Raw genomic sequence first — 24,404 nt, forward strand, 5'->3', positions numbered from 1 at the left:
TTTAAAACCCCACAACAGTGGGAAGCGTCGTTCACATAAGTGCGCTACTACTTATGCAGTTCTCTTATGAACTTCTTGTTATCTCTAACAAGCACAGACTATATCTTATCCATAGTGTATTTCAACACCTTAGGCGAAACCACTTCCAATACCAATCGCTTGTATTGTACTCCCCTCACGAGGGATAGTCGTTGAACTTTCCTTTTCAGGATTAGCTGCTGATTGTCTATTATCATAATGTTTAGGATTTAACCTTGCACCATCTAGTATATTTTTTCTGCTTTCGCCACCATCACACTTATACTATATTCGCACTTAGGTACTATGTTGTGGTTATACTAGCTTTAAGAGTTCCCAGCAATTCAGTTTCTTTGTTGCACGGTTTTGCTCCGTGTCTACATACAAGTTTTCCTATATGCTTACTAAAATTTTCGTGCAATTCATCTCATGACTAAAGTTGCGAGTGTTCTTGCACTATTTAATAAATTCTCCCTCTGTAATTTTCCAAAAAAAATTTTTATAAAATAATTAAACTAACTATTCTTGTTTTATAAGTTGAAAAATTTCACTATATTTTTTTCACTATATTTTTTTAAAAGAAGAAAATTGCTCCAAAATAGATTTTAACCATCTTGAAACAATTTTCCAATCTACAAATATTATTAAATTTCATTGAATAAAAAATTTAATTACATCATTCCTAAATAAGCGGCACCTAAAATTCCTGCATCATTTCCTAAACTAGCTGCAACAATTTTTAGATTTTCTGTTGTTGAAGGGAATGCGTATCTTTTCAATCTTTCTTTAACTTTGTTGAATAAAATATCTCCAGCTAAAGAAACTCCACCACCAACTACTACTATTTCAGGGTCTAAAACATTAAGTAAATTTCCGATTCCCAAAGCAATATAATCTGCTTCATAATCTACTAAATCCAATGCAAATGCATCTCCTTCTTTGGCAACATCAAAAATATCTTTTGCTTCCAAATCTCTACCTATTACTTGTTCATACAATCCATTAGTTTTGTTAACTGCCAATCTACTTTGAGCTTCTCTTATCAATCCTGTCGCTGATGCATATGCTTCCCAACATCCTTTTTGTCCACATCCACAAAGTTTTCCATCTCTTTCAACTTTAATGTGACCAACTTCTCCACCAGCTCCATTTTCACCACTTACTAATTTACCATCGACGATAATTCCACCACCGATTCCAGTTCCAATTGCTAATCCTAAAACATTTTTATATCCTTGTGCAGAACCTTTCCACATTTCTCCCAATGTAATAACATTTACGTCATTATCTGCTTTTACTGGTTTCCCAAGATTTTTTTCAAATTCCAATGCCAAATCAACACCATTTTTCCAAGGAAAATTCGCCCAAAATTTAACAACTCTCGAATTTAATACAGGCCCTGGTACTCCAACCCCAACAGATTGCACATCATCAAAGTTCAAGTCAAAACTTTTTACTTGTTGTAATAAGATTTTTGATAATCTTTGAATTGTTTTTTCAAATCCTTCCATCGAATCAGTTTTTACAATAGTTGTAAAAATAATATTTCCATCTTCATCAACTAATCCTATTTTTGTATTTGTTCCCCCTAAATCGATACCTGCGTAGTATTTCATGATTACACCATCCTTATTTTAATTAATTTATCCTTACAATTATTTTACTTTATAAAATCAAATTTTTCAATATTTTATTTATATTTTTTATTTATAATTATTTTTTTATCAAAATTTTACTCTATATTTAATTTTTTACGAACCACTTTTAGTTAATAAATATAATACAATAAAATTATTTACAATAGTTTTTATTCTATTATTAATAATTTTGGAATAACCTCATACTCTCTACCAAGTCTATTTTCCAATATTTCCTTATACTCCTCAATCTGCAACTGATACTTCTCATTTTCTTCAGGATTATCCCCTGTTTTATAATCAAAAATATAAACTTTCTTATTCTCTTCATCAATATTTATTCTATCGATAACTCTTTTTTTACCATCTTTATTCAAAATCTCAAATTCAGTATACACCTTATATTTCGAATCATAAATTTCAGCATTTTCCAAAATAAATTTATCCAATCTCTCTACCAAATTCTCAACAATATTTTTTCCAAGCATATTTCCATATCGACTGTACAACGCTGATTTTGCCATAATTTTATCATTTTCCAAATCATTTAAAATATGCTCAAAATAATAGTGCATTGCAAGACCTTTTTTACGCTTAAACTCATTTTCCAACGTATTTGAAGATTTTTCCATTCTTAATTTATCATCGTTAAAATATGTTTTAAATAAACTATCGCTAATTTTTACATCTGAAGTATCTGTTGTTTCTTCTGGAATTTCCGATTCTACAATTTGACCCGTTTCATATTCATATTCATTTTCATTTTCTTCCTTGTAAACATCAATTATTCTCTTTGCCAAAGGATCTGTATACCCTTTTTCCTTCGTAACCTCGGCATCAAAAAGTAATATCAAATTTTTCTTAGCACGAGTCAACGCAACATAATCATTATTAATTTCTTCCATTTCTTCTTTTTGAATATTTTTATCTATTAATTTTCTTAAGTCATTTCCAATCATTTTTTTATCATAACCCGAAAATAATAGCATAAATTTTTTCACATCAACAAATTTTTCATCGAAATCTAAATAGCCTTTTAAATTGCTCTTGTCAGTATTTCCTTTATTTGATTTATGTTTATAGTAAAATACTGTGTCAAATTCCAATCCCTTTGAAGCATGAATCGTCATTAAGTTTATTGCATTAACATCTCTACTGCTAACCTGTCTCAAATTTTCCTTTTCTTCCTCAATAAACGTAATAAATTCGTACAAATTATTATATTTTTTCAAAATATTAAAAAATATAAAAATATTCTTCAAGTCACTGTTTGTCGAATAATATTTTGTTATTTCAAAATTTTCTACAAGTTTTCTCGAAAAATTTTCATTTTCATATTTATTATTCAAGTCTTTCGACAATCTTTTCAATTCCCTAACCTTCTCAAGAATTTCCTCAAAAATCAAATTATTTCTCTCTAAAACATTAATTTCTTTATATTTCAAAAGTTCTTCTTTTACATTTTCATCCTTTTGCATATCAATAAATTCTTTAAAACTAATTGCTTTTGAATCTTTATTATCATTTTTTTTCTTTTTATTAACCTCTTTAGAAGCTTCTATTTTTTGATATCCGTTAATAAATTGCATAATCTCATTCTTATTCTCAAGCAAGTATTTCACATGACTATTCAATCCACCAATTAAATCACTTCTCATGAATTCCAACAAATATTTGAAATTACCAAATGCAAAAAATTTAATTAACTGATACATTGGAACAATTGGCTTATACTCTAAAATTGTCGTTTTACTTTCAAGCGTGTACGGAATTTTCGCTTCATTCAGTAATTCCGCAATCTCCTTCAAATGTGGATTTGTACGGCATATAATTGCACTTTTTCCTAAATTTTTCACTTGACCGTTTTCTATCATTTCAACAATTTTCGTATAAATTTTCGGTGTTTCTTCTTTTGTATTTCGAATAAAATATCCAAAATATCCTTTCTGATACTCTTCATCATCTCTATAACCTGAATCAACATAATTCCATTTCGTATCATAACCATTAAAGATTTTATTAACATTTTCAATAATAGCCTTATAACTTCTATACGATTTATCCAAATTCTGAACATTTCCTTCAATTATCGTTTCTAATTTTTCAAATAATTCCTTTTCACCACCACGCCAGTTATAAATACTCTGTTTCTCATCACCAACGCAAATAATATTTTCCGAAGTATTCATAAGCAATTTCAAAATTTTCCACTGTAAAACACTCGTATCTTGGAACTCATCAATCATAATCGTATCTATTTTTCCACCAATCAACTCAAGAAATTCTTCTGTAACTCTATCATTTTCCACAAATTTTAAATCTTTATTGAAAATAAATTCGTATGTATACACTAAAATATCATTGTGAGTAAGTCTTTTTGAAGAAATTTTTATTTTTTTAGCAATATCAAATATTGTTTGAGCTATATTTTTTAATTTTTTATCTAATGGTAAAACTTTTTCGATGAAAACATATTCTGATAACTTTTCTTTTAGCTCTTCAGATTTTGTTTCCAATTCTTCCCTGTCATCTTTATTTTTTTCCCCTTTAGTTTGAGTTCCATTCCAAAGTTTCTTTTCAAAAAACAAATCAATTTCAGGAACGATTAACTCCAATTTCTCTTTTATTTTTTGATTTTCATTTTTACTTTCATCCTTCGACAGATTGCTATACTTTTCATAAATATTATAAAATGCTTTTGTCAAAACATCTGTAACATTTTTATTTTTTTTATTAGCAACTTCCTCAATCTTTTCAAATATTCCATCCAATTCATCTATAAATTTGTAAGACACCTTCTTAACTTCCGACATTTTAAAACCTTTAGTCAATACAAACTTCGGACGCATATCCAATACTTCCTTAATTATTTCCATATACCTTTTAATATTCTTCTTTTCTTTTTTCTCATCAAAAATGAATTTAAAATCTTCAAAATTATCCTTATTTTCAATAATTTTAATCAAAATTTTTGAATAAAATTCATCAGTTTCCTCGTCCAAAGTTTCGTAATTATAAATATTAAAATATGGTGCAATTGCATTTTTAAAGATTTTATTTGTAAATCCGTCAATTGTAGAAATTCTAATATCCTCTTTATTTCTTATCATCTCAAAATAAATATTTTGCAATTCCTTTTTATTCAAATCATCAAATTTATAAATTTCTTTTAAGTTTTTCTCTAATTCTGCCCCATTTCCTTCATCGAAAGCAATTTGATGTAAAAAATCATAAATTCTTTCTTTAATTTCAGCAGTCGCCTTTTTAGTAAATGTCATTACAACTATATTTTTGTAATTAACACCTCTTATTAAATTAGCTATGAATTCTAGCGATAATCTATACGTTTTCCCCGTTCCTGCACTAGCCTTTAAAATTATATTATTCTTCTTCATCGCCTAATTCATCCTCCCCTCTACAAATATTTTTATACTCTTTGTAAAAATAATTTTTTGGATCTTTAAAATTTTTTCTTAGATCTTTACCATTTAAATTTCTTCCTAAATCATAAAATTGAGAATTTCGATAGTTACTAACCACCTCTTCAACAGCCTTTTTAGTCAATATTTTATCCTCACTTCTATTATCTGGAACCAATTTACCTTCCCAAGTGTCAACAACAATCTTCTCAATATTTTCTTTACCATCATTTTCCAACATTATCGAATAATAATCTAACTGTTCCATCGCTTTATAAACCTTATCATTTTTATAACTATTGTAACTATCCTTCAATTTTCCAGACTTATAATCAAATAAATAATCCTTGTCACTAGTTTTTATATGTAAATCCGTAACCCCATTGATAAACACATTTTCAAACAATTCTTTTTCTGAAGATAATTTTATTCTCTCCTCAAAATGAATTTCGATATTCTTTTCTGCTTCTAATTTTTCAATCAATTCTTTAAAATATTTCTCTGCCGAATTCAAAATCTCTTCAAACGAAACTTTTCTATAAAATTCCAAATATTCCTTAGGAACCTTATAATCAAATGAATTTAGCACTTTTTTCAAAATTTCTGATAATTGATCTCGATCAATTTTAAAAGTTTTATTCTCCAAAGCAACCTTATTTTCCATTACAACCTTTTCATAAAAAGCATGAATTATAGTTCCAAAAATCTTAACGTTTATTTCATCTTCAATTTCTTCGACTTCCTGCTCACCAATCGCTTTTTCCAAATAATATCCATACTCAAAATCTCTCATTTTCTCAAACGAATAGTATCCCAAACTCAATTTTTCATTTTTTATTTTCTCAAGATTTTTCTCCAATTTCGATGGAATAAACTCTCCAATTTCCTTTTTCTCCCATTTCTCTTTTCTATCCTTCAAGAAATATTTTTTTACAAAATAAAGCTCTTCCGCTTCACTTATTTCACCTTTCGTAACTTCAATTCCATACTTCAACTTCAATTCTTCAATAACACTCGCTGAATCAATATTCTTCTCCAAATCCTTGATATACGCCAAATACACATTTTTCGCCGCAAGAATATTTTGATAAATTTTAAACAATTCAATCAATTTTTTATCATCACTTGTAGGAAGCCCCATTTTTGCACGCTGAACTTTTGAAAACAAAAAATTATGAATTTTTACTTTTGGAAATGAATCCTGTAAATTCAAAATAATTATATTTTCCTTCGTATTTTCAGAAATATTTTCAAATGAATTTATCGAAAAGCTGTCTTCAGACTCATCTTCAGCACTATCTTCCAAAGTCAATCCAATCGATTTTTTATCCAAATATTTCAAAAATAATTTCAACAAATTAGCCGAAACATTCTCATTAAAAAACTTATCCCACAGATTATCAAAACTAAAATCTTCAAGCACAACCATTTCTGACAAAGCCTCAAAATATTTGTCTTTTACATTCTTGTCCTGTTTCACTTTCTTCTCATTATCCAAATAAATTTTTTCCAAGTAATCGCTATATTCTTTCAACGTAGTATATCCATAAATTTCTTCCAACTTTTCAACAAATTTAATAATTTTACAAACAGCTGTCATTCTTTGATTGTAAATTTCCTTTTGGTTCTCTTTTTCTAATTTTTCTAAAACTTCTTGATTTATTCGCTCCAATTCCTCTTTTGAAATGTACTTATAATCCTTTGAAACCAAATCTTGAAAAATATAATAACTTTCCTTCAAGTCAAAAATCTCCAATAAATCATTTGATTTATAGGCATCATAAAAATCTTTCACTCGAAATAAAAGTAATTTCTCCTTATCTTTCCTATCAATTTCCTTCACATTATCTAACAAATTGTAAATCAAATTCAAAATTCGATAGATTTTCGTATCCTTCATCGTTATTTCCAAATTTGAAGAAATCTTTTTCTGTCTCAAAAGCTGATAATCACTTTTTGCCTCTTCAGCATTTTCCTGTGCCTCAAAAATCCGATAATTTTCTTTCAAATCATCATTTTCCTTGCTCACTTTTCTATTCTCTTTCTCAACTTCCTCCAACTTTCTAACTAGCCCCAACAATTCTCCAAATTTACTACTAAATTCATGAATTTCCACATTTATATTCTTTTTATCAAAAATTTCCTTCGCTGGCAATGAAAAATTTTCAGATATTTTCAATTCTTTTTCATTAAAATCATTTTCTGATAATTGCAAGATATTTTCCACAATCAGACCTTTTTCCTCAAATTTTTCCACAATTTCCTTTTCAAACGGAGAAAATCTCACTTTATTCACAAAATAAATTTTTTTGTATCTTTTCAAAAAATTATCTGAAATATTTTCCACATTTCTAAGCATATACGGTAAAATCAGTCCTTTTAACTGACAAGTTTCTTTTACCTTTTCATCCACCATTTTTAGCGTTTCAAACAATTCTTCCTGCCATTTTTCCAACTCAACTTTTTCCAAATCAATCTTATATTCTTGCAATTCCGCAAACAAGTTGTAATAATTATAGGCAATGTCGATAATATCGTAATAACTCGACACCTCCAATTTTTTTTTCAACTTCTCGTTCAACGAATTGTAAAATAATACAACCTGCTTTTCCTCTTTCACAACAATTTTGTCTGTAACAAAAAGATTTTCATAAAAATCATAATTATTCATTAATCTAAAATTATTAAACAACTGATTTTCACTATCTTTTAGCAATTCTCTCCTCAACTCATAATAAGTCATTGGATTTTCAAATACATAAAGTGCTTCTTCATTTTTTGTAAATTCTTGAAACAAGTATTCTTTCAAATTCGTTCCCAATCCTAAATATTTTGTATCCATCTCCTTACTCCTTTCACAATTTATTAATAAAAAGAAAAAGCCGAAATAAATTCGACTTTTCCTGATTATCTTACCACTTGGAATAACACTGCAACAATCAAGAATGCCGCTGCTGTCCATTCAGTAAATTTTTCAATTCCTTCTTTTTCTTCATCTAAAATATTAGCCGCACTTTTTGCTAAACCTTGGCTTCTATCTGGTTGAAGTAAAATAACTCCTATCATAACGATAGCTAATATTACTAAAATTACGATTAATAAATTTTCTAACATCGTTTCCTCCATTTATTTTTTTGAAGCAAACTTAGCTAATTATAAAGCATCTCCAGCTTTTGCGATTACTGTAAATTTAGCTGGAACTAAACTTGCTCCTCCAACTAATCCACCATCGATATCTTTTTGAGCTAATAATTCAGCTGCATTTGCATCGTTCATAGATCCACCATATTGGATAGTTACGTTTTCAGCAACTTCTTTTCCATATAAATCAGTTAATAAGTTTCTAATGAAAGCGTGAACTTCTTGAGCTTGTGCAGGAGTTGCAGTTTTACCTGTTCCAATTGCCCAAACTGGTTCGTAAGCTAATACAACGTTAGCCATTTCTTCAGCTGTTACATTTTGTAATCCACCAATAATTTGGTCTTTTATAACTGCTTCCATAGTTCCAGCTTCTCTTTCTTCTAATTTTTCTCCAATACATAAAATTGGTTTCAAATCGTGTGCTAAAGCTGATTTAACTTTTTCATTAATGATTTCGTTAGTTTCTCCGTAATATTCTCTTCTTTCAGAGTGTCCTAAAATTACGTATTCTACACCTAAATCTTTTAACATTAATGGTGAAACTTCTCCAGTATATGCTCCACTTTCTTTAGCATTCATGTTTTCAGCTGCTATTTTAATGTTTGATCCTTTAGTTTCTCTAGTTGCAGTTTCTAATGCTGTAAAAGGTGCTCCAATTATAATTTCAGCATTTTTAACGTCTGCTACTAAAGGTTTAAATTCTTCAAAAAAAGCTTTTGCTTCTGATGCAGTTTTATTCATTTTCCAGTTTCCTGCTACGATTATTTTTCTCATTAATCTGTCCTCCAAATATTTTTATTTTTTAATTCCTTTATCATTTTACCACAAAATATTACTTTTATCAACGGTTTTGTAAGCTATTCTCCAATTTCATTTTTTTTTGTTAATTCTGAAAACGCTGTCGCAATACTTGCTAGATTTTGCATATTGCTAGGAATAATAATTTTGGTAGCTTTCCCATCAGCAACTTTTTCAAACGCTTCTAATCCTCTTAAAGATAAAACTTTTTCATTTGGTGACGCTTCATTTAACAATTTCAAAGCTTCTGCTTTTGCCCTTTGAACTGATAAAATAGCTTCTGCTTCCCCTTCTGCTTCTTTTATTTGTTGTTCTTTTTTAGCTTCTGCTCTCAAGATTGCAGCTTGTTTTTCTCCTTCAGCCACTAAAATTGCAGCTTCCCTTTTTGCTTGTGCTTCCAAAATATTTGCTCTTTTTTCACGTTCAGCTTTCATTTCTTTTTCCATCGCAACACGAATATCTGCAGGTGGCAAAATTGATTTCAATTCAACCCGATTAACTTTAATTCCCCAAGGATCAGTCGCATCATCAAGCTCTTTTCTCATTTTCGTATTAATTACATCTCTTGACGTCAATGTTTGGTCAACTGTCATATCTCCGATAATATTTCTCAAAGTTGTAGCAGTCAAATTTTCAATCGCAGAAAGCGGTCTTTCCACTCCATAAGTATACAATTTTGGATCAGTTATTTGAAAATAAACAACTGTATCAATTTGCATTGTCGCATTATCCTTTGTAATAACTGGTTGTGGCGGGAAATCAACAACTTGCTCTTTCAACGATACAATTCTTGCAACATTATCAAAAAACGGATTTATAAAATTCAATCCAGAATTTAAAGATTGATAATATCTCCCCAATTTTTCAACAATATAAACTTTTGATTCTGGTACAATTCTAATAGCTTTTAACACCAAAATTCCGAAAAAAACTAATAAAATCAATATTACTATTGGTATAGCCATTAATATCTCCTCCTATTTTTTTATTTTTTCTAAAATAATTTTATTTCCTTCAAAATCCTCAATTTTTACAATTTCACCTTCTCTAAAAATCTCAGAACTCACACCCTTCCAAATTACACCTTTAAACTTAACTTCATATACCTTTTTCGGACTTTCCAAATCCACAACTTTTTCTATTTTCAACTCTTGCCCAACCATTTTTGAACTAAAATTCGTCTTTTTATCTTCCAAATATTTTTTCAAAACTGGTCTCGTGAAAATTACAAAAACTATGGATAAAACTGTAAAAATCACAAATTCTATATTAGGATTTTTTATAAAAAAGGATATCGCCGTCAGTATCAATGCAGCTAATGCAAGCCAAATAGTAACAAGCCCAGGTATAACAATTTCTAAAATTGAAAAAATTGCTGTTGCCATCGTCCAAAACAACGCTCCCATAATTTCTTCCTCCCAATTTTATTTTTCACTAAAATCCGATTCCGATTCCTCCGTGGATTCCTCCAGTTCCTACTCCAATTCCAGCACTTAAACATGATGTCAAAGCCAATAACATCAATATTGCAATAATAATTTTTTTCATAATTTATCTTCCTTTCATTTTTTATTTTTGGTTGCTACCCTTTATATTTTATAATTTTCTTAACTTTCTTGCAAGTATTATTTTCAAAAAAGCCATCTCATAAGTTTAAAAATTTATTTTTACTTACAAGATGACCTCCTAATTAATATTTATCGCTATCTCTTAGATCATCTACAATTATCCTTGATACAATTTAATAGATTCTTTAAATTTAGCAATTTTGTTTTCTAATTCTTCTTTTATGCCATTTTCTTTGTCGATAACTTCTTTTGGTGCTTTAGACAAGAATTTTTCATTTGATAATTTTCCTAAAACTCTGTCTAATTCTTTTTGTGTTTTTTGAATATCTTTTTCAAGTTTTGCGATTTCTTTTTCTTTGTCGATTAAATCAGCAAGTGGAACGTAAATTTCTGTTGTTTCAACTAATTTGAATCCAACTAATGCAGGAATTTCTGTATTAAATTCATATTTTTCAACATTTGATAATTTATCTAATATTTTCGCATTATGTTCTAAAATTTCTTTTTCTCCATCATTTACGATTTTGAAGATTACTTCGATTTTCTTCGCTGGTGAAACATTTGCTTCCCCTCTAATATTTCTAATCGCATTAACGATTTCTTTCAAGTAATCAAATTCTTTTTCAGCTGCCAAATCAACATATTTTTTGTTTTCTGTTGGGAATTCTGATAACATAATTGTTTCTTCGTCTAATCCTAATTTTTGCCAAATTTCTTCAGTTATGAACGGCATAAATGGATGAAGCATTCTCAATCCTTTATCAAGAACTGTTTTCAATACATATTGTGCCACAGTTTTATCTGAACCTTCTTGTCCATAAACTCTAGTTTTCGCAATTTCAACATACCAGTCACAGAAATTTCCTCTGAAAAATTCATAAGCAACTTTTGCTGCTGAATCCAATTCATATTTATCCATATATTCGTTAATTTGTCTTGAAGCTGTTTGCAATTTAGATAAAATCCATCTATCTTCTAGCTTAAATTCCTTCTCATCAATAACTACATTTGCATCAAAGTCTTCCAAATTAGATAATACAAATCTTGAAGCATTCCAAACTTTATTTGCAAATGTAGAACCCATTTCCAATAATTTTTCAGAAAAATGAATATCTTGTCCTTGCGAAGTATTATACAAGAAACTGAATCTTATCGCATCTGCTCCATATTTTGCAATCAAATCCAATGGATCAGGTGAATTTCCTAATGATTTCGACATTTTTCTACCTAATTCATCTCTAATAATTCCGTGCAAATATACATAACTAAATGGAATTTCATCATTAATGTACAAACTCATCATAACCATTCTCGCTACCCAGAAAAATAAAATATCTGCTCCTGTTACTAACGCATTTGTTGGGAAGAATTTTTCCAAATCTGGAGTTTTGTCAGGCCAACCTAATGTTGAAAATGGCCATAATGCTGATGAAAACCAAGTATCTAGTACATCTGTTTCTTCTCTTAATGAAACTTCTTTTCCAAATTTTTCTTTCGCTTGAGCTTTTGCCTCTTCCATATTTCTAGCGACAAATACTGTTCCATCTTCAGCATAGTATGCAGGAATTCTGTGCCCCCACCAAATTTGTCTAGAAATAGTCCAATCTCTTATATTTTCAAGCCAGTTGTAATAAACTTTTTCCCATCTTTTTGGAGTAATTTGAATTTGTCCATTTTTTACAACTTCCAATGCTCTTTTTGCAAGTGGTTCCATTTTTACAAACCATTGAGTTGAAACTCTTGGCTCAATAATAGAATCACATCTGTAACAATGTCCCACAGCATGATTGTGTTCTTTTGTACCAACTAATAATCCTTCAGCTTCTAAATCTGCCAAAATCGCTTTTCTAGCCGCAAATCTTTCTAATCCTTCGTATTTTCCACCATTTGAATTTACGTGCGCATCTTCAGTAAAAATGTTTATAAATTCAAGTCCAGTTCTTTTTGCTACTTCAAAGTCGTTAGGATCGTGTGAAGGTGTCATTTTTACTACCCCTGTACCGAATTCCATATCTACATATTCATCTGCAACAACTGGAATTTCTCTATTCATCAACGGTAAAATAACTTTTTTACCAATTAAATGTTTGTATCTGTCATCATTTGGATTTACTGCAACCCCTGTATCTCCTAACATTGTTTCAGGTCTTGTTGTCGCAATAATTACATAATCATCAGTATCTTTTATTCTATATTTGATTTCCCAAATTTTCCCTTTTTTATCAATGTGATTAACTTCATCATCAGCCAAAGCTGTTTTATCATGAGGACACCAGTTTACAATGTACTCTCCTCTATAAATTAAACCATCATTATACAATTTTATGAAAACTTCTTTTACAGCTCTTGAAAGACCTTCATCCATCGTAAATCTTTCTCTATCCCAGTCAAGCGAAACTCCCAATTTTCTCAACTGTTTAGTGATTAATCCACCATGTTTTTCTTTCCATTCCCAAGTTCTTCTCAAAAATTCATCGTATCCAATTTCTTCTTTTGAAGTTCCTTCTTCTTTTAACATTCTCTCAACTTTATTTTGAGTCGCAATCCCAGCATGATCCATCCCAGGAATCCAAAGTGTTTCAAATCCACTCATTCTTTTATATCTAATAATTGCATCTTGAATCGCATTATTCAACATATGTCCCATATGCAAAATCCCAGTTACATTTGGTGGCGGAATAGCAATCGAATATCCTGGTTTTTCGCTATTATGCTGTGCGTTAAAATATCCTTTTTCTTCCCAAATTTTGTACCATTTGTCTTCTATTTCTGTTGGTGAATATGTTTTACTTAATTCATTTGACATTTTATTTATATCCTCCTGTTTTTCTTTTTTTAAACTTATATTTCATTTTAACATAATATTATGGATTTTTCTATCAAAAATTAATTACTTCTATTCGACTTTAGCAAAAAATTTTTACGCCAATAAATCCATCAATTCCTTATCACTCATTTCAAACAATACTTTGTCATTATCTTTACTTTCTAACAGATTTTCACTAAGCTGCTTTTTATTTTCCTGAATTTTAATAATTTTTTCTTCAATCGTTCCTTCTGTCACTAATTTAATGACTTGAACGCTCTTCTTCTGTCCAATTCTGTAGGCCCTGTCACTCGCTTGATTTTCAACTGCCACATTCCACCAAGGATCGTAGTGAATTACAACATCCGCTCCTACTAAATTTAATCCAGTTCCTCCAGCCTTCAATGAAATAAGCACAACTTGTCTTTGCCCAGCATTGAATTTTTTAGAAATCTCCATTCTTTCTTTAGATTTTACATTTCCATCAATATAGAAATACTCAATTCCCAAATCAACTAATTCCTTCTCAATTTCCTTCAATGTCCCAACAAATTGCGAAAAAATCAACAATCTGTGACCATTTTCTGTAATATCAGGCAATAAATCTCTCAATACTTGAAGTTTTGCAACCTCACCTTTATAATCTTCCTTAAACAATGTTGGCGAATTACAAATTTGTCTCAATTTAGTCAAAATCGCCAATATTTTCATTCTATTATTTTCATTTTCATTGAATTTTTTCATTTCTTTTTTCGCTTGTTTTACATACGATAAGTAAAGTTGTTTTTGCTCACTGCTCAATGTTACAATCATATTCGATTCCATTTTTTCAGGCAACTCTGTCAACACTTCTTTTTTAGTTCTTCTTAAAAGAAATGGCGCAATAATTTCTCTTAAATTAGTAACTTTCGCAGAATTAGGATTTACCAGCGCTTCCTTGTAAGTTTTTTTAAATTTCGTAAGATTATCCAAATATCCTGGCAACACAAAATCAAATATCGACCACAATTCCAAAATATTATTTTCAACAGGTGTCCCTGTCAATGCAAAATTAACTTTACTATTTAATTTCATAACCGCTTTTTTTATTTGCGAAGTAGCCGTTTTTATATTTTGTGCCTCATCTAAAACTACTATTTCAAATTTTTTGTTTTTATACTCATCAATATCATTTCTCAATGCCTGATAAGTCGTAATTAACAATCCTTTTTTCTTTTTCTCAATCAATTCTTTTCTATGAGCAGCCGTTCCTTCAACCAAAATCGGTTTTATCCCAGAAAATTTAATAATTTCCTCTTTCCAGTTATAAAGCAACGAACTTGGAACAATTATCAATGCAAAAAAATCTTTTTTCACACGATAAATTTCATTCAACAACGAAATTGTCTGCAATGTTTTTCCCAATCCCATATCATCCGCTAAAACTCCACCAAATCCAACATCATACATATTTTTCAACCAGTTGAATCCTAATTTTTGATACGGAAATAATTTTACGTTAATATTAGTTGGTTCCTGTTCCTTACGATTCTTAATTTTATGAAACAATTCTTTAAATTCATCCAATTTCTCTAATTCATCTTGTACCGTTCTAGAAACCTGTGCCAATTGCAACGCCTTAATCTTAGAAATTTTATTTTCTCCCAATTTTATATTCGAAATCGAATCCACAATTCCTAGCAATTCTTCAACACTTTTATTTGCTATTTTTACAAGCTCTCCACTTGAAAGAGTCACATATTTTCTCTCATTTTTAATAGCTTCTATCACATTCTCAATCTCAATTGGATCTATTCCTTCCACCTCAAAATTAATATTTAACATATCACTTTGAGCCTTTTTTACTTCAATGTTCACATGAATATCCTTAGCCTTTTTTATATTCGTATCCAAATGAATTTTCACTTTATCACGATATTTTTTATCAATAATTTCTGAAAGTTTTCCAAGTGCCTCATAATCCATTATAGAAGTATCCTCGTTAATTTCCTCTTCATAATCCTCAGTTTCTTTAAACGTCAATTCCTTAATAAGCGTTTTCAATTCTTCAAATACTTCAACATTTTTTCTTGGAATAAAATATTTCCCATTTTTTTCTATCGATTGAACGATATTTGATAAACTAATTCTCAATAATTGCCTATTTTCCATTTCTTGAACATAAACATCTACAGTCCCAGATTTATCAACATATTCAGCAATATTAATATTTTCATTTTCCAAAATTTCTTTTAATTTTTGATTTGTTTCATCTGGAAGTTGATTCAAGCCTATCAAATTCATTCCCGACAATTTTCTCAATAATTTTTCTTCATTTTCAGCCATTTTAAAAATTTTCGTCGTATCATTTGCAAATGTGAAAAATCCACCAAAAGAAGTCATTCTTCTAATTTTTCTCAATTTAATTTTCCCATTTTCCAACAAAAATATCGGCTCATAATTATTCAAAATTTGTCTACGTTCTCCTAAAAAGAGAATATTTCTACCATCTTTCATAGCCAACAATAGCTTATTCAACAGCATTTCATACACTTTTAAACCTTTTTTATCCTTGATTCCATTATCGACAACACTACTAATCTCTTTATGATATTCATAAATTGCCTCAATAATTTTTTTGTCACTTTCATTAAAATAACAATTTACAGGATTATATTTAATTTTTGTACTAATACTGTACTCGCTTTCCTCAATTACCGCATTCACAAATTTCAAAATATCTTTTATATAATATGTTTTTGAAAAACCTGTTTTCAATCTCAATACATATCCAGGATTATAGTCATCATCATATCCATAACCATATTTATAATCACTATAACTCCCTTCATCAATCTCAACTTCAAGTCTTAATTCCTGCATTTCTTCTTTTTCAGTTTTTCCAAGCTCTTTTTGATTCATTCTAATTTCATCAATTCTATCAATCAAATTGTCTAAATTATATTCTTTTTCCTCATCTTCAAGCTCAAAATCCTTTTCAGAAATTTCTTTTTGAACAGATTTTCCTTCTTTTTCAATTTCTTTCTCTTCAGCTTTTTTTAAAGTCAAACTTTCTTTTTTATCCTTAACTTCTTTACTTGCTTTTTTCTCTACTTTTTTAGGCTCTTCAATGATCTTATCATTTTTGTTATCCTCTTCAAATTCATCTTCAAACAACATTTCAGCCTCATTCGTTCCAATAATCTCAGACACTTTCTTCGATTTATCAGACATAAATCCCAACGCAATTATATGCTTACATAAATTTTTCTTACTTTTTTGAAAAAACATACAATCACAATCAGCTTCCAAAAATTCCACTTTTTCTTGATCAAATGTCAAAGAAGTCTTATAAACATGATTTTCCTTATACTCACCTTCGACTGTCATCACATTTCCATCAGCAAAAAGTGCTGTTAAATTCCCCAATCTCTTATCATAGTATTCTTTTCCAATCGTATAAATGCTTGGCGTGATTTTCTTTTTGATCTCTCCTAATATACTTTTTTGTAACATTTTCCTCCCTCTCAGTTTCACATCATTTCTTTAAACTCTTTACCATTATAAGAGCATCCTCATTTAATCCATAATAATTCTTTCTAACCGAAATTTCCTCAAAATTATTTTTTTCATACAATTTTATTGCATTCAAATTTTTTTGATTTACTTCTAAAAATATTTTCATTTCTTCTTTGTCTCGATCTTTATATTTTTTATCAGATAATATCATTTCTAAAGATTTTTCAAGAAGCTCATTCCCAAATCCTTTTCCTTGATATTGACCATCAATTGCTATTTCAAATAAATCTAGACTATATATTGTATCATAAAATACAATATATCCAAAAGAAATATTTTCATTTTTTCCCATTTTTTCAGTTATTTTTTTAATTTCATAATTTTTTTCATCTGATTTGTCTCTAATATTAAATAAGCAGTATAAATCATACTGCTTACTTAAAAAGATTTCTTTAAAATAATTTTCATTAACTTTATTGTGAAAATTATTATTGTGAATTGTTGTCATTTCTTGTAATATTCTCATTAAATCAATATTTTCAATTTCTTTTGTTTTTTCTATTTCTAATTTTAACATTTTATCTTTATCCATTACAATAATCCTATTCTATTCAATGGCCACCATCTAACTAATAATTCACCTTTAATTCTAGATCTTGAAACATTACCAAAATATCTCGAATCAAAACTATTTCCTGTGTTATCTCCCATAGCCATATAATAATCTTTATCCAATGTAATTGTTTCTCCATTTAAAAGTTTTGTAAATAACGCATCATCATATTTGAAATCCATAATTGGCATTACCATTTCATTTCTACCTTCAACTTTCAATGTAAAAGTATAGTACGTATTTGTTTTTGGATCATCTTCTTTATAAGGACCGTCATTTACACCAATTATATCTTTATACCCTTTTTGCGTTCCTATCAATTGCAAAAACTCTTTCCCTGTTAAATTTTTAAATTCAGTTCCATTAGCAAAATCATCCCATCTAGTATAAACTACAAATGTATTATCAGCTGCATATCCAGACATTTTATTAATAGCAATAACTTTATCTAATTTAACTTTATCACCTTTTTTAGGAATATAAATCTTATTATTATTCAATACTCCTTCTTGATTATAAGGTCTATTCAAAATTTCTTCAACTTTATCATTAATCAAAATTCTTTTATTAACAATTTGCAAAGTGTCTCCAGGTCCTCCAACCAATCTTTTCGTATACATCACAGTATTAGCCATTGGTTCTTTAAATGCAATAATTTGCCCAATTTTCGGTGCTGTAAATCTATATTTTATCATATTTGCAAACACTCTATCTTTTATCAAAATTGTTGGCTCCATAGATCCTGATGGAATAACATAGTTCCCAATATAAAACACTTGAATTAATCCTACCAAAATCACAGCTAACAACGAATTACTAATTCTCGTAACCGCTTTTCCAAAAGAACTTCTTCTAACTTTCGTAATCTCAATTTTATCTTCCATCGAAATTGAATTATCTAATAAATACTCATCTTCACTTTTCGCATCGGCAATTTCCTTTAAAATCGTTTTTTCATCAATTTTCTCTTCAGCTGGTTTTCTAAACAAATAAACTAATATCAACGATAAAACCACATTTATTGCCAAATAAACATAATATTTTGGATCTAGAATATTAAACATCAATCTTCCAAGAAGCATCATAACTAAGTTCCCTAAAAAAATCCACTCATGCTCTTTCTTCATTACATAAAACACTAAATTTAAAATAAATATTCCGTAAACTCCCCATATTTTTATCGCTATCGTTCGATCATAAGTTTTATCAACTAAAACAAAAAATAAGGCAGTAACAACCAATGCAACTAATGTCAGAATATTTCCCAATGTTATACTTTTCCCATTACTTTGCAATGGAAACTTTTTCAAAACGTCATCTTCTTTTTTTCTAATAAATCCTATTACTTTTTTCTCTCTCACAAAGAAATACAAAAGAAATATCGAAGTTATCAGATAAAAAATAACCCATAATAATATTTTCATCTTATTTAATCCCTCTCTAATTTTTTATAAATCTAATCATTATTTCGAAACTCATTTTTTATTTTAAAACATATCTAGCTTTAATAACTCATAATTTAGAATTTAAAAACACATTTTTGTGCTTACAAATAACTAAATCCATAAAACATAAAAAAGCTAGCAAACGCTAGCTTTGAGCTACTTTCTAATTTCTTTAATTCTAGCAGCTTTTCCTGATAAGTTTCTTAAGTAATACAATCTTGATCTTCTTACTTTACCAATTCTCTTAACTTCGATTTTTTCGATTAATGGAGAATTTAAAGGTATTATTCTTTCAACACCAATTCCTGAAGATACTTTTCTTACTGTGAAGTTTTTTGCAACACTTCCACCAGATACTCTAATTACTACACCTTCAAAAACCTGTATTCTTTCTTTGTTCCCCTCTTTTACTTTATAGTGAACAGCTATTGTGTCCCCAGCTTTAAAATGAGGTACATCAGATTTCAAATAATCTTTTTCTACTAATTCGATTAATTTCTCTTTCAAGAAATTCACTCCCTTCTTCTCTAGACATTCATTTTACCTATACCAACACTAGTTGGCAGCAACAATAAAAGCGGAATATCCTTTTTTTACTTTATATATTTTATCATATCTATTTTATTTTTACAAGAATTTTTTTCAAAAAAATATTTTCTTTTTTATCACTTCACAAAAAGAATAAAAGAAAAAAATATGAATACTAATTATCAATTTATTCTTCTTTTTTATCCTTCAAATTTTTGAAAAAATCTTTTTATTTTATCCTTAAATGACTTACCTTCTTTATAATTTTTACTTCCTAAAGTATCATCAAATTCTTTTAAAATATTTTTTTGTTTTTCAGTCAAATTAGTAGGAACTTCTACTTTTACTTGTATTATTTCTGAACCTCTTCTATCACTAGAAGGTTGTTTTATTCCTTTATCTCTCAATCTAAATATTGTTCCTGATTGTGTTCCTTCAGGTATTTTTATCTTAGTTTTTCCTTCAAGAGTTGGTACTTCCACTTCTCCACCTAAAATAGCCGTCGTCATCTTAACTGGCACTTCACAGTGAATATCGAATCCATCTCTTCTAAAAATATCATGTTTTTTAACTGTTATAAATATATATAAATCTCCGAAAATACCGTTGTTTCCACCTGCATTTCCTCCATCTCTGACAACTAATCTTTGTCCTGTTTCAACTCCTGAAGGAATTCTTACTTTTCTAGTAACAGTTTCTTTTTCAAGACCTGTTCCATGACAAGTACTACAAGCTTTTTCTGGTATTTTTCCTGTTCCATGACATTCATCACATTCTTGTGTTACAACTTGCACTCCAAAAATACTTCTTTGTTGAGTTCTAATATGTCCAGAACCATTACATTTTGGACAAGTTTTCATGTTATGACCTGGCTCAGCTCCCGAACCGTGACAAGTGTGACATTTTCCTTCTCTCTTATATTTAATTTCTTTTTCTACACCTTTTGCAATTTCTTCAAGCGTTAACTCAAGATTATATCTCAAGTCTTCTCCTTCTTTTACTCTTGGACCTTGGCTACGACCTCTTCCACCGCCACCAAAGAAACTTCCGAAACTTCCAAAAATATCTCCCAAATCTTCAAAATCAAAGCCTTGTGCATTTCCACTAAATCCGTTAAAGCCTCCACCGAAGCCACCAGCTCCACCAGCACCATTTTCAAATGCCGCATGTCCATATTGATCATAAGCTGCTTTTTTTTGTGCATCTGACAAAATTTCATAAGCCTCATTTATTTCTTTAAATTTTTCTTCCGCATCCTTTTTTTCAGCATCTGACGAATTAGCAAATTTATCTGGGTGATATTTCATCGCCGCTTTTCTATACGCCTTTTTTATATCTGATTCACTTGCATTTTTTGCTACTCCAAGCACTTCATAATAATCTCTTTTTGCCATTTCCCACTTACACCTCCTTTTTTTCAGAGATGTACTCCTTTCTTTCGCATTATTTTGCTTTTATTTCAATGTTTCAAAAAAGAGTTTCTCTCTTTTTTTGTTTATTTTCTGAAATATCTAATTATTTTCAATATCAATTTCAGAAAAAATTATATCTATAACATTCTGTAAAATATCTTTCGGTAATTTTTCAACAATTTTATAATCTCTAGCCTCTATATCTAAAGATCTAAGATGTTCACATAAGATGATTCCTGTAGTAACTGTCCGAGTATCTAACTTTATATGAAGTGGAAAATTATCTATTGAATTTGTAATTGGACAGACAAAAACAAGTTTTGAAACTCTATTAAAAGTATTATTACTCACAACAATAGCTGGACGATATCCTGCTTGTTCGTGTCCCTTTTGTGGATTAAAATTTATTTTTATTATATCTCCTTGTTTTACCATATTTCCTTACCTTGTGGCTCTCCCCAATCAATTTCTTGTTTTTCGTAACTTCCATCATAATTAGCAAACAATTCTTTTATTGTTTTCCTTTTTTCTTTTTCAACTTTTTGGATTTTTAAATTTCCCTTTTCAATAATCATCTCCAATTCATCATCTTTTTTCCATTTTAACAATTCTAAAACATTTTTGGGAATTCTTATTCCTTGACCATTTCCCCATTTTGAAATTTTGATAAGTAACATCTCGAAAAACCTCCTACATTCAGTATATACATAGTATATACTATTTTATGTGAAAAAACAATAATATTTTACATTTTTATATCTTTTAATTACATTTTATTATACTATCTATACTTACAAAAAAGAAAATTATTTTAAAACTTTACATTTTTTGAATACCTAAAATACTACTAAAACAAAGGAGAACCCGAAAGTTCTCTTCTGTTATTTATTTTTTCTATCGTTTTTTATATGTTTAAAATCGTTTTTATCTTTTAAATATCGTTTAAGATTTTCGAGTATTATTTCATCTCTATCATCACTTACTATAAATATTTTATAAAATTACTTATTTGCAATTAATCAACAATTTCTGCATCTTGAACATCATCTTCAGAAGAACCATTATCTGCATTTCCTTCAGTTCCACCTTGTGCTCCTTGTTGAGCTGCTGCTGCTTCTTGGTACATTCTAGTTGCAAATCCTTGAGATACTTTCGACAATTCTTCGATTCCTTTTCTGATTGCTTCGATATCGTCTCCATCTTTTACTTTCTTCAATTCTTCAATTGCTTTTTCGATGTCTTCTTTTTCAGTTCCTTGCAATTTAGATTCATTTTCTTTTATAGTTTTTTCAGTTGCAATTACTAATTGGTCAGCTTGGTTTCTAGCTTCTACTAATTCTTTAAATTTAGCATCTTCAGCTTCATTTGCTTCAGCGTCTTTTTTCATTTTTTCGATGTCTTCTTTAGACAAATTAGATGAACCAGAAATTGTTACTGTGTTTTCTTTTCCTGTTCCTAAATCTTTAGCAGATACATGCACGATACCATTTGCATCAATATCAAATGTTACTTCGATTTGAGGTACTCCTCTTGGTGCAGGTGGGATATCGTTCAAGTTAAATTCTCCTAATTTATGGTTGTCAGCCGCTCTGGCTCTTTCCCCTTGCAATACAACGATTGATACTGCTGGTTGATTATCTGCTGCTGTTGAGAATACTTGTGATTTTTTAACTGGCACAGTAGTATTTCTATCAATGATCTTAGTAAATACTCCACCCATTGTTTCAATTCCTAATGACAATGGAGTTACATCTAATAACAATACATCTTTAACATCTCCCATTAATACTCCACCTTGGATAGCTGCTCCTGCTGCTACAACTTCATCAGGGTTAATTGATTTATTAGGTTCTTTTCCAAAGAATGATTTAACCCATTCTTGAACTGCTGGGATTCTTGTTGATCCACCAACTAATAAGATTTCATCAATTCCACTTGGATCTAAGTTTGCATCTTCTAACGCTTGTTTAACAGGCCCTTTAGTTGCTTCAACCAAGTCTTTTGTCAATTCATCAAATGCTGCTCTAGTTAATTTCTTTTCCAAATGTTTTGGTCCACTTGCATCCATTGTGATGAATGGTAATGAAATTTGTGTTTCTAATGTAGTTGACAATTTTTTCTTAGCATCTTCTGCTGCATCTTTTAATCTTTGAATTGCCATTTTATCATTTCTTAAATCAATTCCAGTTTCTTTTTTAAATTCATCAGCTAACCAGTCGATAATTTTTTGGTCAAAGTTGTCTCCACCTAAATGGTTATTTCCTGAAGTTGAAATAACTTCTACTACTCCATCTCCAATTTCCAATACTGATACGTCAAATGTACCTCCACCTAAGTCAAATACTAACACTTTTTCTTCTTTTTTCTTATCTAATCCATAAGATAATGCTGCTGCTGTTGGTTCATTAATAATTCTTTTTACTGTAAGTCCTGCAATTTCTCCTGCATCTTTAGTTGCTTGTCTTTGAGCATCAGTAAAGTAAGCTGGTACAGTGATTACTGCTTCTGTTACAGTTTCTCCTAAATAGCTTTCAGCATCTTTTTTCAATTTTTTCAAAATCATTGCTGAAATTTCTTGTGGTGTATAATCTTTTCCATGAATATTTACTTTATAGTCTGATCCCATTTGTGTTTTAATTGAAATTACTGTTGAATCAGGATTTGTAATTGCTTGTCTTTTAGCAATTTCCCCAACTATAATTTCTCCATTATCTTTAATATTTACTACTGAAGGTGTAGTTCTTCCTCCGTCACTATTTGGTATTATCGCAAAGTTTCCACCTTCCATAACTGCCACGCAGCTGTTTGTTGTCCCTAAATCTATTCCTATTATTTTACTCATATATATCATTCTCCTTAATTTTCAATTTATTTAATTTTTTTATAAAAGTATTATTTTAAATCCATTTTTTTGAATTTTCAAATTATAACTTTTACAAAATTACTTTTTATTAACTGTTACCATCGCTGGTCTAATAACTTTCCCTTTCAATTTATATCCTTTTTGAAACACTTTCACAATAACATCATTGTCTAAATTTTCCACATTTTCAGTCATCATCGCTTGATGTTCATAAGGATTAAATTTCACACCTTCCGCTGCTTCCAATTCTTCAACACCTTCTTCAGTCAAAAGATTTCTCAGATTTCTCAAAATCATATTAACTCCTTCAACCAATGCGTCAAAGTTTTTAGTTTCAGCAGAAGCTTGTTCAGCTCTTTCTAAATTATCAATATTATCTAATAATTTTGTAATAATTCCTTCAGAAGCATATTTTTTCATTTCAGCAACTTCATTTTCTTTTCTTTTTGTGAAGTTTTGAAATTCAGCTAATTTTCTTGTATAAGAACTCTTCCATTCTTCCAAATCCTTTTCAAGTTTTGCGATTACTTCGCAAGGATTTTCTTCTTTAACTTCCTCTTTTGCAGTAGAATCAGCATTTTCTTTTGTTTCATTTGCTTCATTTTCTGCATTTAATTTATCTTTTACTTCTTCGTTTTCATTTTTTTTCTCTGACATC

General features: G+C 29.3%; 17 protein-coding genes. All 17 read right to left on the minus strand.

Translation table 11 applies throughout. The features are described from left to right. Nucleotides 1–689: 689 nt before the first annotated feature. Nucleotides 690–1,634, minus strand: a complete 945-nt coding sequence (locus J4863_RS06795) for an ROK family protein (RefSeq protein ID WP_211618033.1) — start codon at nucleotides 1,632–1,634, stop codon at nucleotides 690–692. A 191-nt stretch (nucleotides 1,635–1,825) separates the two neighbouring features. Beyond that, entirely contained in the window at nucleotides 1,826–5,050 is a 3,225-nt protein-coding gene (locus J4863_RS06800; RefSeq protein ID WP_211618034.1) for an exodeoxyribonuclease V subunit beta, read from the minus strand. Next, complete coding sequence (locus tag J4863_RS06805; protein WP_211618035.1) at nucleotides 5,037–7,916, minus strand: PD-(D/E)XK nuclease family protein; 2,880 nt, start codon at nucleotides 7,914–7,916, stop codon at nucleotides 5,037–5,039. Before J4863_RS06805 ends, J4863_RS06800 begins: the two co-directional genes overlap by 14 nt. A gap of 65 nt (nucleotides 7,917–7,981) precedes the next feature. After that, nucleotides 7,982–8,188 (minus strand): preprotein translocase subunit SecG, encoded by a 207-nt coding sequence (secG, locus tag J4863_RS06810; RefSeq protein ID WP_211618036.1) that lies wholly within the window; start codon nucleotides 8,186–8,188, stop codon nucleotides 7,982–7,984. A 39-nt stretch (nucleotides 8,189–8,227) separates the two neighbouring features. Beyond that, nucleotides 8,228–8,989 (minus strand): triose-phosphate isomerase, encoded by a 762-nt coding sequence (gene tpiA, locus J4863_RS06815; RefSeq protein ID WP_211618037.1) that lies wholly within the window; start codon nucleotides 8,987–8,989, stop codon nucleotides 8,228–8,230. 83 nt (nucleotides 8,990–9,072) lie between these two features. After that, a complete protein-coding gene (locus J4863_RS06820; RefSeq protein WP_211618038.1) occupies nucleotides 9,073–9,978 on the minus strand; it encodes an SPFH domain-containing protein in 906 nt (301 codons plus the stop codon). A 12-nt stretch (nucleotides 9,979–9,990) separates the two neighbouring features. Beyond that, nucleotides 9,991–10,419, minus strand: a complete 429-nt coding sequence (locus J4863_RS06825) for an NfeD family protein (protein WP_211618039.1) — start codon at nucleotides 10,417–10,419, stop codon at nucleotides 9,991–9,993. Nucleotides 10,420–10,738: 319 nt separating this feature from the next. Further along, entirely contained in the window at nucleotides 10,739–13,387 is a 2,649-nt protein-coding gene (locus tag J4863_RS06835; RefSeq protein ID WP_211618040.1) for a valine--tRNA ligase, read from the minus strand. 114 nt (nucleotides 13,388–13,501) lie between these two features. Beyond that, nucleotides 13,502–16,882: a DEAD/DEAH box helicase gene (locus J4863_RS06840; RefSeq protein ID WP_211618041.1), complete on the minus strand. Its 3,381-nt coding sequence runs from the start codon at nucleotides 16,880–16,882 to the stop codon at nucleotides 13,502–13,504. A gap of 22 nt (nucleotides 16,883–16,904) precedes the next feature. Further along, nucleotides 16,905–17,477, minus strand: a complete 573-nt coding sequence (locus J4863_RS06845) for a GNAT family N-acetyltransferase (protein ID WP_249111496.1) — start codon at nucleotides 17,475–17,477, stop codon at nucleotides 16,905–16,907. After that, nucleotides 17,477–18,922, minus strand: a complete 1,446-nt coding sequence (gene lepB / locus J4863_RS06850; RefSeq protein ID WP_211618042.1) for a signal peptidase I — start codon at nucleotides 18,920–18,922, stop codon at nucleotides 17,477–17,479. The genes J4863_RS06845 and lepB overlap by 1 nt, the downstream gene beginning before the upstream one ends. 177 nt (nucleotides 18,923–19,099) lie before the next feature. Beyond that, on the minus strand, nucleotides 19,100–19,450 hold the full coding sequence (rplS, locus tag J4863_RS06855) for a 50S ribosomal protein L19 (RefSeq protein WP_211618043.1): 351 nt from the start codon (nucleotides 19,448–19,450) through the stop codon (nucleotides 19,100–19,102). A 221-nt stretch (nucleotides 19,451–19,671) separates the two neighbouring features. Beyond that, nucleotides 19,672–20,865 (minus strand): molecular chaperone DnaJ, encoded by a 1,194-nt coding sequence (gene dnaJ / locus J4863_RS06860; RefSeq protein WP_211618044.1) that lies wholly within the window; start codon nucleotides 20,863–20,865, stop codon nucleotides 19,672–19,674. Between the two features lie 117 nt (nucleotides 20,866–20,982). After that, nucleotides 20,983–21,318: a type II toxin-antitoxin system PemK/MazF family toxin gene (locus J4863_RS06865; protein WP_211618045.1), complete on the minus strand. Its 336-nt coding sequence runs from the start codon at nucleotides 21,316–21,318 to the stop codon at nucleotides 20,983–20,985. Next, complete coding sequence (locus J4863_RS06870; protein ID WP_211618046.1) at nucleotides 21,312–21,560, minus strand: AbrB/MazE/SpoVT family DNA-binding domain-containing protein; 249 nt, start codon at nucleotides 21,558–21,560, stop codon at nucleotides 21,312–21,314. Before J4863_RS06870 ends, J4863_RS06865 begins: the two co-directional genes overlap by 7 nt. A gap of 338 nt (nucleotides 21,561–21,898) precedes the next feature. Further along, nucleotides 21,899–23,725 (minus strand): molecular chaperone DnaK, encoded by a 1,827-nt coding sequence (gene dnaK, locus J4863_RS06875; RefSeq protein ID WP_211618047.1) that lies wholly within the window; start codon nucleotides 23,723–23,725, stop codon nucleotides 21,899–21,901. 99 nt (nucleotides 23,726–23,824) lie between these two features. After that, nucleotides 23,825–24,403, minus strand: a complete 579-nt coding sequence (gene grpE / locus J4863_RS06880) for a nucleotide exchange factor GrpE (RefSeq protein ID WP_211618048.1) — start codon at nucleotides 24,401–24,403, stop codon at nucleotides 23,825–23,827. Nucleotide 24,404 lies beyond the last annotated feature (1 nt).

Source organism: Leptotrichia sp. oral taxon 221 (genome assembly GCF_018128245.1).
Taxonomy (GTDB): Bacteria; Fusobacteriota; Fusobacteriia; order Fusobacteriales; family Leptotrichiaceae; genus JABCPH02.